The 12,402-nt window shown below is 64.1% G+C and carries 14 protein-coding genes; 5 read left to right on the forward strand and 9 right to left on the reverse strand.

What is annotated here, in order from left to right:
• Positions 1 to 6: 6 nt before the first annotated feature.
• On the reverse strand, positions 7 to 6,294 hold the full coding sequence (locus AC0L2J_RS11245) for a HAMP domain-containing protein (protein ID WP_473389496.1): 6,288 nt from the start codon (positions 6,292 to 6,294) through the stop codon (positions 7 to 9).
• A 279-nt stretch (positions 6,295 to 6,573) separates the two neighbouring features.
• Between AC0L2J_RS11245 and AC0L2J_RS11250 the strand changes: the two genes are divergently transcribed.
• Positions 6,574 to 6,852: a hypothetical protein gene (locus AC0L2J_RS11250; RefSeq protein WP_007607301.1), complete on the forward strand. Its 279-nt coding sequence runs from the start codon at positions 6,574 to 6,576 to the stop codon at positions 6,850 to 6,852.
• Positions 6,853 to 6,869: 17 nt separating this feature from the next.
• Here AC0L2J_RS11250 and AC0L2J_RS11255 read toward each other — a convergent pair whose 3' ends face one another.
• The gene (locus tag AC0L2J_RS11255) at positions 6,870 to 7,382 is read right to left on the reverse strand and encodes a DUF4142 domain-containing protein (protein ID WP_473389499.1); all 513 of its coding nucleotides are present in this window, start codon (positions 7,380 to 7,382) and stop codon (positions 6,870 to 6,872) included.
• A gap of 96 nt (positions 7,383 to 7,478) precedes the next feature.
• Here AC0L2J_RS11255 and AC0L2J_RS11260 point away from each other — a divergent pair, with 96 nt between their 5' ends.
• The 3 genes from AC0L2J_RS11260 to AC0L2J_RS11270 all read left to right on the forward strand — a co-directional run bounded on the left by AC0L2J_RS11260 (position 7,479) and on the right by AC0L2J_RS11270 (position 8,195).
• Entirely contained in the window at positions 7,479 to 7,673 is a 195-nt protein-coding gene (locus AC0L2J_RS11260; protein ID WP_035974876.1) for a hypothetical protein, read from the forward strand.
• Positions 7,674 to 7,778: 105 nt separating this feature from the next.
• Complete coding sequence (locus AC0L2J_RS11265; RefSeq protein WP_473247779.1) at positions 7,779 to 7,910, forward strand: hypothetical protein; 132 nt, start codon at positions 7,779 to 7,781, stop codon at positions 7,908 to 7,910.
• A gap of 78 nt (positions 7,911 to 7,988) precedes the next feature.
• Positions 7,989 to 8,195 carry a hypothetical protein gene (locus AC0L2J_RS11270; protein ID WP_007607310.1) on the forward strand — a complete coding sequence of 69 codons (207 nt, stop codon included), beginning with the start codon at positions 7,989 to 7,991 and terminating at the stop codon, positions 8,193 to 8,195.
• A gap of 138 nt (positions 8,196 to 8,333) precedes the next feature.
• On the opposite strand, the gene AC0L2J_RS11275 is transcribed toward AC0L2J_RS11270, so the two are convergent.
• Complete coding sequence (locus AC0L2J_RS11275; RefSeq protein ID WP_007607311.1) at positions 8,334 to 8,582, reverse strand: hypothetical protein; 249 nt, start codon at positions 8,580 to 8,582, stop codon at positions 8,334 to 8,336.
• Positions 8,583 to 8,759: 177 nt separating this feature from the next.
• Here AC0L2J_RS11275 and AC0L2J_RS11280 point away from each other — a divergent pair, with 177 nt between their 5' ends.
• Complete coding sequence (locus tag AC0L2J_RS11280; RefSeq protein ID WP_007607312.1) at positions 8,760 to 8,927, forward strand: hypothetical protein; 168 nt, start codon at positions 8,760 to 8,762, stop codon at positions 8,925 to 8,927.
• Here AC0L2J_RS11280 and AC0L2J_RS11285 read toward each other — a convergent pair.
• The 6 genes from AC0L2J_RS11285 to AC0L2J_RS11310 form a co-directional block, all read right to left on the reverse strand.
• Positions 8,924 to 9,412, reverse strand: a complete 489-nt coding sequence (locus AC0L2J_RS11285; RefSeq protein ID WP_007607313.1) for a hypothetical protein — start codon at positions 9,410 to 9,412, stop codon at positions 8,924 to 8,926. The genes AC0L2J_RS11280 and AC0L2J_RS11285 overlap by 4 nt on opposite strands.
• Positions 9,412 to 9,759 (reverse strand): DUF3147 family protein, encoded by a 348-nt coding sequence (locus AC0L2J_RS11290; protein WP_007607314.1) that lies wholly within the window; start codon positions 9,757 to 9,759, stop codon positions 9,412 to 9,414. The genes AC0L2J_RS11285 and AC0L2J_RS11290 overlap by 1 nt, the downstream gene beginning before the upstream one ends.
• Positions 9,756 to 10,331, reverse strand: a complete 576-nt coding sequence (locus AC0L2J_RS11295) for a phosphatase PAP2 family protein (protein WP_473389508.1) — start codon at positions 10,329 to 10,331, stop codon at positions 9,756 to 9,758. The genes AC0L2J_RS11290 and AC0L2J_RS11295 overlap by 4 nt, the downstream gene beginning before the upstream one ends.
• Positions 10,332 to 10,430: 99 nt before the next feature.
• The gene (locus AC0L2J_RS11300) at positions 10,431 to 11,321 is read right to left on the reverse strand and encodes an SDR family oxidoreductase (RefSeq protein ID WP_473389512.1); all 891 of its coding nucleotides are present in this window, start codon (positions 11,319 to 11,321) and stop codon (positions 10,431 to 10,433) included.
• A gap of 203 nt (positions 11,322 to 11,524) precedes the next feature.
• On the reverse strand, positions 11,525 to 12,079 hold the full coding sequence (locus AC0L2J_RS11305; RefSeq protein WP_007607327.1) for a DUF4142 domain-containing protein: 555 nt from the start codon (positions 12,077 to 12,079) through the stop codon (positions 11,525 to 11,527).
• 87 nt (positions 12,080 to 12,166) lie between these two features.
• Positions 12,167 to 12,394 (reverse strand): hypothetical protein, encoded by a 228-nt coding sequence (locus tag AC0L2J_RS11310; RefSeq protein WP_007607330.1) that lies wholly within the window; start codon positions 12,392 to 12,394, stop codon positions 12,167 to 12,169.
• Between the last annotated feature and the right edge of the window lie 8 nt (positions 12,395 to 12,402).

Genomic DNA, 12,402 nt, shown 5'->3' on the forward strand with positions numbered 1-12,402 from the left:
TCCAACTCAGCGGTGCAGCCACATGCGGATTGCAAGCAGCAATTGATCGGTGTTGACGGGTTTGGCGAGGTAGTCCGACGCGCCGGCCTCGAGGCATTTCTCGCGGTCGCCCTTCATGGCCTTGGCCGTCAACGCGATGATCGGGAGACGGGCGAAGGTCGGATTTTCACGAATGACGCCGATCGTCTGATACCCATCCATCTGCGGCATCATAATGTCCATCAGCACGATGGCGATCTCCGGGTTGGATTCGACCAGGGTCACCGCCTCGTTCCCGGTCGTGGCCGTCAGCACCTTCATGCCGCGCCGCTCCAGCACGCTCGAGAGCGCGAAGATGTTGCGGGCGTCGTCGTCGACGAGCAGGGCGGTCTTGCCGATCAGGTCCTCGTCGGAACTGTTCAGCTTCTCGAGCATGCGCTGTTTCTCGACCGGCAATTCCGTGATCACGCGGTGCAGGAACAGCGCGGTCTCGTCAAGCAGGCGCTCCGGCGATTCCACGCCCTTGACCACGATGCTCCGCGCCATGGTGTGGAGTTCCGCATCTTCCTCGGCCGACAGCTCGCGGCCGGTGAAGACGACGACCGGAACATTCGATAGCGCGTCATCGTTCCGGATCTGGTCCAGCACCTCGAAGCCGGTCATGTCGGGCAGGCGCAGGTCGAGCACGACGCAATCACAGGGGTTCTCACGCAGCATCGAGAGCGCGTCGGCACCGGTGCCGGTCGCCACGATCTCGATGTCGTCGTGGTGCAGGAGCTCACGGATCGAGAGTTGCTCGGCCTCGTTGTCCTCGACGATCAGCAGCCGCTTGCGCCGTGGCCGCGCATATTCCTTGATCTGCGTCAGCGCGGCCGAGACACCCTCGGTCGTCGTCGGCTTGTTGACGAAGGAGAAGGCGCCGCGCGCCAGCGCATGCTGGCGGTCCTCGTCGAGCGTGATGATCTGCACGGGGATGTGGCGGGTCAGCGGATTGTGCTTGAGCTGGCTCAGCACAGTCCAGCCGAGCATATCCGGCAGGAATACGTCGAGCGAGACGGCCCTCGGCTGGTACTGCTTTGCAAGTTCCAGCGCCTCTGCGCCGCGGGCGGCGACCAGCACCTTGAATCCCTTGTCGCGCGCGAGGTCGACCAGCACGCGCGCATAGTGCGGGTCGTCCTCGACGATCAGGAGGATGCTGTCGCCGGGTTCGAGGTTGAGCCGGTCGTCGGGAAGCTGCTCGATAACGCGCTGCGGTTCGGCTGTAGCGGGCTGCAGCGCCGGCGGCTGGCTCTGTTGGGGCGCCGCGCGGGGCGCGAGCGTCGGGCCGGAATATTTCAGCGGCAGGTAAAGCGTGAAGCACGACCCCTTGCCCGGCAAGCTGCGCAGGTGGATCTCGCCGCCGAGCAGGCTTGCGAGCTCACGGCTGATCGCAAGGCCGAGGCCGGTGCCGCCATATTTGCGGCTGGTGCCGGCATCCGCTTGCTGGAACGCCTCGAAGATCAGCTTCTGCTTCTCCAGGGGAATGCCGATGCCGGTGTCGGACACTTCGAATGCGATCACGGCCGGCGCCGAGTTCAGCACGGGATGATCCGTGCCCCAGCCGCCGACTGCGGCGGCCACCTTAAGGCGCACTTCGCCCTCGGCGGTGAACTTGAAGGCGTTGGAGAGCAGGTTCTTCAAAACCTGCTGCAGGCGCTTGGAGTCGGTGACGAGGCTGCGCGCGAGATTCGGATCGACGTCGATCTTGAACGACAAATTGCGGTTCTCCGCCTCGTGACGGAACGGCCGCCCGACCGTCTCGAGCAGGTTCGCGGTCAGGATTTCCTCGGCGTCGACCGTCACCGTACCGGACTCGATCTTGGAGAGATCGAGAATGTCGCTGATGAGATTGAGCAGGTCGGTGCCGGCGCCATGGATGGTGCGGGCGAATTCGACCTGCTTGCCGGTAAGATTGCCGTCCGGGTTGTCGGTGAGCTGCTGGCCGAGGATCAGGATCGAGTTCAGCGGCGTGCGCAGCTCGTGGCTCATATTGGCCAGGAATTCGGACTTGTACTTCGAGGTCAGCGCGAGCTCGGTTGCCTTTTCCTCCAGTGCGCGGCGGGCCTGCTCGATCTCCTGGTTCTTGCGCTCCACTTCGACGTTGCGCTCGGCGAGTTGCTGCGCCTTCTGCTCGAGCTGGTCGTTGGTCTGCTGCAGTTCGCGCTGCTGGGTCTGGAGCTCGCCGGCGAGCTGCTGCGACTGCTTGAGCAGGCCTTCGGTCTGCATCGTCGCCTCGATCGAGTTGAGCACGATGCCGATCGAGTCCGTGAGCTGCTCCAGGAAGGTCATCTGCGAGGTCGTGAAGGAGGTGAGCGAGGCGAGCTCGATGACCGCCTTGACCTGGCCTTCGAACAGCACCGGCAGCACCACGAGGTTCTTCGGCGCGACGCGAAGCAGCGCCGAATTGATCGGCACCACGTCAGGCGGAATGTCCGCAATCACGCGCGGGCGCCGGTCGAGCGCGCATTGGCCGATCAGGCCGTCGCCGAATGGCAGCACGCGCGGATACGGATACACGCCGTCGCCGGCATAGGAGGCAAGCAGCAGGAGCCGCGGACTGTCTTCGTTCTCGACCTGATAGATCACGCCGGTATGGGCGTTCACCAGCGGCGACAATTCGGTCAACAGCAGGCGACCAACGGTGGTGAGGTCGCGCTGGCCCTGAAGCATGTTGGTGAATTTTGCCAGATTGGTCTTCAGCCAGTCCTGTTCGGTGTTCACGTCCGTCGTAAGACGGAGGTTCGTGATCATCGTGTTGATGTTGTCTTTCAGCTCCGCGACCTCGCCGCGGGCGTCGACCTGGATCGACCGCGTCAGGTCGCCCTTGGTCACGGCGGTCGCCACTTCCGCGATCGCGCGCACCTGCGAGGTGAGGTTGGCCGCCAGGAGATTGACGTTGCCGGTGAGATCTTTCCAGGTGCCGGCGGCGCCGGGCACGTCGGCCTGACCGCCGAGCCGGCCCTCGACGCCGACCTCGCGCGCCACCGACGTCACCTGGTCGGCGAAGGTCGCGAGCGTCTCGGTCATGTTGTTGATGGTGTCGGCGAGCGCCGCGACCTCGCCCTTCGATTTCACTGTGAGGTTCTGCTTGAGGTCGCCGTTGGCGACCGCGGTCACCACCTTGACGATGCCGCGGACCTGCTCGGTCAGGTTCGCCGCCATGAAGTTGACGGTGTCGGTGAGGTCCTTCCAGGTGCCGGCGACGCCGGGCACCTGGGCCTGGCCGCCGAGTTCGCCTTCGGTGCCGACCTCGCGGGCAACGCGCGTCACTTCGCCGGCGAACGCATTGAGCTGGTCCACCATGGTGTTGATGGTGTTTTTGAGCTCGAGGATTTCGCCCTTCACGTCGACGGTGATCTTGCGCGACAGGTCGCCGCGCGCGACGGCGGTGGTGACTTCGGCGATGTTGCGGACCTGGGTGGTGAGGTTCGCGGCCAGCAGGTTGACGTTGTCGGTGAGGTCCTTCCAGGTGCCGCCGACGCCGGGCACGACGGCCTGGCCGCCGAGCCGGCCCTCGGTGCCGACCTCGCGCGCGACGCGCGTCACTTCCGCGGCGAAGGAGCGGAGCTGCTCGACCATGGTGTTCAAGGTGTCCTTGAGCAGCAGAATCTCGCCACGCACGTCCACCGTGATCTTCTTCGACAGGTCGCCGCCGGCGATCGCGGTCGCGACCTCGGCGATGTTGCGGACCTGCGCCGTGAGGTTCGAGGCCATGAAGTTGACGTTGTCGGTGAGATCCTTCCAGGTGCCGGCAACGCCGGGCACCTCCGCCTGGCCGCCGAGCTTGCCTTCGGTGCCGACCTCGCGCGCGACGCGCGTCACTTCACCGGCGAAGCCGTTGAGCTGGTCCACCATGGTGTTGATGGTATTCTTCAGCTCCAAAATCTCGCCACGGACGTCGACGGTGATCTTGCGCGAGAGGTCGCCGCGCGCCACGGCGGTGGTGACTTCGGCGATGTTGCGGACCTGGGCGGTGAGGTTGCCCGCCATCGAGTTGACGCTGTCGGTGAGGTCCTTCCAGGTGCCGGCCACGCCGGGCACGTTGGCCTGGCCGCCGAGGCGGCCTTCGGTGCCGACCTCGCGCGCCACGCGCGTCACCTCGCCCGCGAAGCGGTTGAGCTGGTCGACCATCGTGTTCAGCGTGTCCTTGAGCTGAAGGATCTCGCCGCGCACGTCGACGGTAATCTTGCGGGACAGATCGCCACCGGCGATCGCGGTCGCGACTTCGGCGATGTTGCGGACCTGGGCGGTGAGGTTGCCCGCCATCGAGTTGACGCTGTCGGTGAGGTCTTTCCACGTGCCGGCGACGCCGGGGACTTCGGCCTGGCCGCCGAGCTTGCCTTCGGTGCCGACTTCGCGCGCAACGCGCGTGACTTCGCCGGCGAAGGCGTTGAGCTGGTCCACCATGGTGTTGAGCGTTTCCTTCAGCTGAAGGATTTCGCCTGACACGTTGACGGTGATCTTCTTCGACAAATCGCCCTTGGCGACCGCGGTCGCGACCTCGGCGATGTTGCGGACCTGGCCGGTCAGGTTCGAGGCCATCGAGTTGACGCTGTCGGTGAGATCCTTCCAGGTGCCGGCGACGCCGCGCACCTGAGCCTGGCCGCCGAGCTTGCCTTCGGTGCCGACTTCGCGGGCAACGCGCGTGACTTCGCCGGCAAAGGCGTTGAGCTGGTCCACCATGGTGTTGATGGTGTCTTTCAGCTCCAGGATTTCGCCGCGGACATCGACGGTGATCTTTTTCGACAGATCGCCGCCGGCGACCGCGGTCGTCACCTCCGCGATGTTACGGACCTGCGCGGTGAGGTTCGAGGCCATCGAGTTGACGCTCTCGGTCAAGTCCTTCCAGGTGCCGGCGACGCCGAGCACGTTGGCTTGGCCGCCGAGCCGGCCCTCGGTGCCGACCTCGCGCGCGACGCGCGTGACTTCGCCGGCAAAGGCGTTGAGCTGATCGACCATGGTGTTGAGCGTTTCCTTCAATTGAAGGATTTCGCCCGAGACGTTCACCGTGATCTTCTTCGAGAGGTCGCCGCTCGCGATGGCGGTGGCAACATCGGCGATGTTGCGGACCTGCGCGGTGAGGTTCGACGCCATGAAGTTGACGTTGTCGGTGAGGTCCTTCCAGGTACCGGCGACGCCCGGCACCTGGGCCTGGCCGCCGAGCTTGCCTTCGGTGCCGACCTCGCGCGCGACGCGCGTCACTTCCGAGGCGAACGAGTTGAGCTGGTCCACCATGGTGTTGATGGTGTCCTTCAGCTCCAGGATTTCGCCGCGCACGTCCACCGTGATCTTGCGCGACAGGTCGCCGCGCGCCACGGCGGTGGTGACGTTGGCGATGTTGCGCACCTGTGCGGTGAGGTTGCCGCACATCGCGTTGACGCTGTCTGTGAGATCCTTCCAGGTTCCGGCGACGCCGGGCACGATGGCCTGGCCGCCAAGCTTGCCGTCGGTGCCGACCTCGCGCGCCACGCGCGTCACTTCCGAGGCAAAGGAGCGGAGCTGGTCCACCATCGTGTTGATGGCTTCCTTGAGCTGAAGGATCTCGCCGCGGACGTCGACGGTGATCTTCTTCGAGAGGTCGCCGTTCGCAACTGCGATCGTCACCTCGGCGATGTTGCGAACCTGGTTGGTCAGGTTGTTCGCCATCGAGTTGACGCTCTCGGTCAGATCCTTCCAGACGCCGGTCACTTCCGGCACCTGGGCCTGGCCGCCGAGCTTGCCTTCGGTACCGACCTCGCGCGCCACGCGCGTCACCTCGGAGGTGAACACGCCGAGCTGCTTGATCATGGTGTTGACGATGGTCGCCGACTGCAGGAATTCGCCGCGCAGGGGACGTCCATCGACGTCGAGCTTGACGGTCTGGAGCAGGTCGCCCTGTGCCACGGCCGCGACCGCGCGCGTCACCTCGCGCGTCGGCCACAGCAAATCGTCGATCAGCGTGTTGACCGAGCCTTCCATGTCGGCCCAGGAGCCGGAGGCCAGGCCGAACTTCACGCGCTGCCGCGTCTTGCCCTCGCGGCCCACGACCTGGCCGACCAGCTCGAGCTGCTGCGCCATGCGCTGATTGGCGGCGATGATGTCGTTGAAAGTGTCGGCGAGCTTGCCGTCGATGCCGAGATAGTCGCCGCTCATGCGCACGGAGAAATCGCCGTTGCGCATGGCCTGCAGGGCGAGCAGCAATTCTGCCCGGGAATCCGGCTCCGACATGCCGTTGGTCTTTGGCTTTGGAACGCGACGACCGGAGCGTGATGCAGATCCGGGATCGAGGTCGCTCATACTGATTCCCCCGCAGGCGTCGGCCGATTCCAAGGCGAGACGCGGTTTATCAAAATAGAGCGTCAGCCAAATTCGAAATCAAGCGCCAACGTCACGGCGCCCGGAAGTGGAACCTGCTTTGCTCAGCCCGATTAGCATAAGTGCGTCCATTCAGAATGGTTCCATCGGGTTCCAATGTTTTTCTGACCTGTTCTCAGCAACTTGTTTTTACGGACTTGATCCCTTTGCGGAACGGAGGCCCGGGCCTGCCGTTAGCCCGCAAATACAGGGAGAGCCCACATGAAAGGATTTGCCGTCATCGGCACGGTGATGTTGTTGGCCGGATCGGCGTTCGCGCAAGGTGGGGCCCCCAGCGGCCGCGGGGCCGTCACTGGTGATCCCGCCGCAAGCTCCGCCACGCCACGCGCGGACACACCAACCACGGGTACGTCGACCCGGTCCAATCCCAGCGGTAGCGGCACGTCGAGTTCGGGCGGCAAGGATGATAATGGGGATGCCGGCAGGGACAAGATGCTGGAGGGCAACCGCAGCGCGCGGCCGGAGAACCGGCAAAAGTAAGGGGTTGCTTGACCGTCCTATTTGTCCGCCATGGTGCGCTCGGCGTCCTTGACCTGTGAGCGCAACAGCGGGAGCTGCTCGCGCGCGAACGCTGCAAGCGCGGCATTGTCGGGCGCCTTCAGATAGCGTTCGAGTAGGTCGATCACCGCTTCATACTCGGGAATCTGCGCGGCATAGAAGCTTCTGACGAAAGTCGGCCCGTCCGAAGTTTCGGGCTCGACCAGGCTCGCGCTCGCCGGGGTCGTCTTGGTGATGCGCGGTTCGGTGCCGATCGCCTCCTGAATCAACTTCAGAGCCTTGTCGCGCCGGGCCGCTTCTTCGGCGCGCAGGGCGGCGAGGTTCTTGACCTCGGCATTGCCCTTGAGGTCGGTGCTCTCCAGCAGACCCTGCTGGAAGCGGCTGAAAGTGTAGAGATCGCTGATGGTCTCGGTTGCGGTCGGCGTGCGGCCGGCCGGCCTTCGCTCCCCGGTGCTGTCGGCAAGCGCTGCCGTGCTGATGAACGCCAAAACCATCGCGAGGAGAATCCGCATGGATATTCAATGGCAGACAGCGGTCGAAAGTTCCGCAGATGTTATGATCCGGTAAGGGCGGTTGCGACGCGGCGGTTCCGTCCCCAATTCATGTTGATGAAACAGTCCGAGATCTTCAGGGATAACGCCGACAACTGCCTCCAGCTCGCCGAGCGCGCCGAAGGACAGCCGTCACACAATCGTTTTCTGCGCATGGCGAATGCGTGGACGGCACTTGCCGACGAGCAGGATTGGCTCGACGGCGAGGTGCCGCCCGTTCCAGCGCGCAGGCCTCAAAAGCAGGATGCGTAATGCTGTCGTTTTCGTGGATCTGCGTGTGAGACTGCTCACGGACAGCCAGCAGGATCATTCGTAACAGTCGATCGCGTTGATTTCCTATTCCAGGAGGTTTTTGCAATGGCTCCACGTCTGGCTCTTCTTTCGCTCGTCCTCGCCTTTGGCGTGTCGGTCGCGTTCGCCACCGTGATGACGGTGCGGCAGGTGCATCACGAAAATGCATCGGCCCCGGTGCACTCGGCGCACAGTTAGCAGTCTGATCTCGCGGGTCGGAACCTTCGACGCTCCGGCGCGTAAGCGCTTCGAGACAGCAAAGAGGCGAGAGCTATCATGGCCCATTCCGACCAAGGCATCATCAGAGATCAACGCGGTGAACAGCAGCCGCGGGACAAGCAGCGTGCGCAGACCGTGCACAAGTCGGAGCCGGAGGGCTCGCCCTCTCGCGAGGCCACGCGCGATCCCAAATTGAACGACAACAGCAAGACGCCCGGCTCCGGCATGACGCCGGATGATTCCGGCGACGCCCCGAGCGGCTAATTCCATCAGGAACCAATCCCCGCGCCAAGAGTCGAGGGATTGCTTCCGGTTGTCATGCCCCCGGTGATCCGGAAGCAATCTCCAAGGACGGCCCTGGCACTCCCGTGCCGGGGCCGTTTGCTTGAGCATCAGGTTGGGTTAATCCTCGGAGTCGCGCGCCGAATTGGCGTGTGTGTGGCCGTCCGGGCCGCGCCCGAAAACCCCGAAGCTGCTCGATTTGACATTGCTCCCTGCATCGACCGCGGCAGCGGCCAATCCAAGCTTGAGGAGCTCGCGCACGGCCGCGGCTCGCGTCGGCATGCGATGTTTGAACCGGAAGTCGTCCACCGCGGCCAGTTCTTCCGGTGACAGCATGACCTGGAGCCGCTCGGCGCGAAGGTCGTTCATGATCAATCATCCAAAATTGAGCAAGTTGAGTAGTTTACTCAACGAACTCATTCGGCCGCGGTTCCACAAGATGCGGCTACGGCGCCAAGTGAGTAAAAAAGAACAGCAGTTTCAATAAGTTATGTGGTGCAAATGTTCTTGGGCAGGTGTATGCTCCCGGCAAATGGGAGAGACATCATGACGAACGAAGTCAGATTGCCCCGCATACATCTCGAAGTGAGCGACGCACCCAAGCCGGTGCGCCCAAGCCACCAGAAGGTCATCGAGCAGGTCGAGCGCTGGGCCAACAGCCCGGGCCTTCAACCGCCGAGACTGCAGCCGGCAACGCATGCCAAAGCGGGCTAGCGCTTCGCAAGGGGAGAGCCCTTGGCCGATAGTGAATGCGCTGATCGGTGCGGTTTGCGGGAGACGATGCGCAGCTTGCGCCTGAGCCACCAGGCCAAGACCGAAACGAAGGCCCAGACTATCAACGCGGCAGCGAAAGCGCCCGGAACGCTTGCAGCCACGGTGAAATGAAAGACGGCGGCGAATGCCAGGAGACCGATGCTTCCCCAGGCGGCACCAGCTGCGTCGAGCCCGGCGGCCTCTTGCCCGCGGCGCGTGCCGCTGAGGCCGGCCTTCTCCTTGGTGCGGCGTTCATGGCTTTCGACCAGCGTGGCGCTCGCGCAGAAGATGGCGGGAAGCGCAAGGAAAAGTCCGCCGACGGACACACCGAAGCGCGCTCCCAGAACCCCCGTGAGCACGGTCGCCAGGCCCCCCAGCAGGAAACGAATGCCGTATTCGTACCAGCGTGTCTGCTTGAGCGCGGAGAGCGACAGCTTGACCGGCATCAGGCCGCACCTCCGAAGCCGGCGAGCAGGCCGAAGGCGACCGCAAGCCAGACGATGACAGCGAGGACGGTCGCGGGCAGCGCGGACAGACGATATCTGATCAGCAGATGGCAGACCACGACGCTGTAGCAGCCGAGCGCGACCGCGCCATAGATCATCGTCCAGCTTTCGGCCGCGGCATATTGCGGGCCGTGCTGGACGACGGCGATGCCGAGCGTCGCCAGTGCGACCGACGGTGCTGCGCCGAGCAACCCCGCAAAGCTTTTGGGTTTGAGCATGTCGCCCAAGATCGCAAAAGCGGAGACGATGATGCCACCGGCGATGAAGCGCACGATGTATTCGGTCACGGCTTTTCCCGCCGATTGACTTGCTTGCGGAACGATTGCGTCAGTGTCCATGGCCGCAAGAGTCTCTCGACGGCCGCGCCAAGCGCAAAGCCTTCGACCACGTCGCTTGCCCAGTGCGCGAGTACCGCGATCCGGGTCAGCGATAGTGCGATTGCGGCTGTGCGCAGCAATCGGCGCGGCGTCTTCGGCAGCAAGCCCGCCGCCGAGGCAAGGGCGCCCATATGGACCGCGTGACCGGAGGGGAAGGCGTCGCGCGCCCGTCCTGAGACGGGTACTCCATGCCCGTGCCCGCGTATGGTCAGCCGGTCTGGCCTGGTCTGATCGAACACGGATTTCAGGAGATGCGGCAGGACGGCCGTTGCCAGCGACACGGCCAAGATGTGATTTGCCACGGGCCGCTGTTGCGGCTGCCGAATGTGAGTGTAGAGCCACCCTATTGCGGCCAGCGCGAGCAGCACGTGCTCGTCGGCGGCCCAGGTTAATGTCTGCGCCGTGTGCTCGACGCCTGAATTGGTGTGATCAGCAATCGTATCCGCGATCGCGGTATCGGGTTTGACCTCTACCAATGCCATCTGTCTGCAAGCGTAATGTCCTTTGTGACAGTTTTGTAAAGCCCGGAGACAAAGAAGGTTCCTGGGCTCTGCCGCGTGACATCAGCCTGCAGCGCCGGGCTACGGCTGTCCCGATCCGCCAGCGGACCCATACACCTGGCCGGTCGCATAGCTCGCGTCGGCCGCGGCAAGCTGCGCGTAAATCGAGGCCAGTTCGGCGGGCTGGCCGGGACGGCCGAGCGGCGTCATGCCGCCGAATTTTTCGAGCTTCTCCATTGTAGCGCCGCCGGAGACCTGGAGCGGCGTCCAGATCGGTCCCGGGGCGACGCCATTGACGCGAATGCCCTTCGAGGCGAGCTGCTTCGCCAGCGATTTGACGTAATTCATCGTCGCTGCCTTGGTCTGCGCGTAGTCGTAGAGATCGGGCGAGGGATCGTAAGCCTGCTCCGACGTCGTGCCGATGATGCACGAGCCGGGCTTCAAATGCGGCAGCGCCGCCCTGATGATCCAGAACGGCGCGTAGATGTTGGTCTTCATGGTCGCATCGAAGTCTTCCGAGGAGACGTCGAGAATGGACGCACGTGTCTGCTGCCGCGCCGCGTTGCAGACGACGATGTCGAGTCCGCCGAGACCTTGGACGGCCTGCTCCACCAGCTGCTTGCAGAAAGCCTCATCCTTGAGGTCGCCGGGAATCGCGAGCCCGGTGCGCCCTTCCTTCTTGATCAGCGCGATGACGTCCTGCGCATCCGGCTCTTCGGCCGGGAGATAGTTGATGGCGACGTCGGCGCCTTCGCGTGCATAGGCTATCGCAGCGGCGCGGCCCATACCGGAATCGCCGCCGGTGATCAGCGCCTTGCGGCCCGCGAGCCGGCCAGAGCCCTTGTAGCTGCTCTCGCCGTGATCCGGCGGCGGCTCCATCTTGCCGGCAAGGCCAGGCCAGGGCTGCGACTGTTTTTTGAACGGCGGCTTTGGAAAACGACTGACGGGATCGACGAGTTTCTGCTCAGCCATGGATGTGTCTCCTTTCGCTGTCGAAGAGGCCAGCGCAGCAGCGAGCGTTGCGCTCGCCGCTTGGACGACGTGCCGGCGGGATAATGAAGTCTTGTCTTGATGTGTCATGAGGCTCTCCGCGATCTCGCGATCTCAATGCGCGGAGACAGGCATCGTTGCAAAACGAGAGGACGCCGACTGCAGGCCGGCGTCCTCGGCAACCATTACTTGGACGATTGGCCGACGCTCGGCGCCTTGCCGAGCTCCTTGGCCATTTCGAGATGGTGCTTGAGCGCCGGCAGCGTCTTGCCGGCCCAATCCTTCAGGTCGGAATTGTCGCCGCCCTTGGCGTAACGCTCGAACAGCGAGACCGCGTCCTCATGAGCACTGACCTGGTACGAATTGTAATCCGAGCTGAAGTCCTTCCCATTCGCACTCTTGAGCTTGTCGAGCTTGCTCTGGTGCGAACTGTCGAGCGCTGTCGGCAGGGTCGCCTTCACCTTGCCGCCGCTGACGAGGCCCTTGAGTTCGCTGCTGGTCTTGGTGTGGTCGGTCACCATCTGCTGCGCAAAGGTCTTCTCCTGCGCGTTGCCTTTCTGCTCGGCGAGCTTGCTCGACTCGATCTCGAACATGTCGCTGATGGCGACTTCCTTGACGAAGTCGGCGGTGGCAGGCGCGACGCCGAGCGCCGAGTTGACGCCGGTCTTCTCGCCGAGCGACTGGGCGAGCGCGGGACCTGCGAGAAGCACGCAGGCAGCTGCGATAATCATTCGTTTCATGGTCCGATCCCTTCGAATGGGCGCGCAGCCTCTCGCCGCGCGACGTTGCGCCGACCAACACGCCGCGGGGGCCGAGGTTCCTAACGGCTAATCCGTTGGACGCCGCCCGGTGCGCGGATTGATCGGATCCGTCGGCTTGCGGCGAAGCCGTTCGGGCAGAAACGGCTCGGTCGGCGTCGCGGTGGCCTCGGCACGCACGTCTGCATGGCGTTGTGCCCGCTCGTGCGGCGTCCGGTTGTCGTTGATCTGCCGCTTCACGTCGAGGCCATCGACGGGATCGTTGACGCCGTGCTGGATATCGCGGAAATCGCTCATGCTTCACC

The organism is Bradyrhizobium sp. MV1.5 (assembly GCF_055807615.1).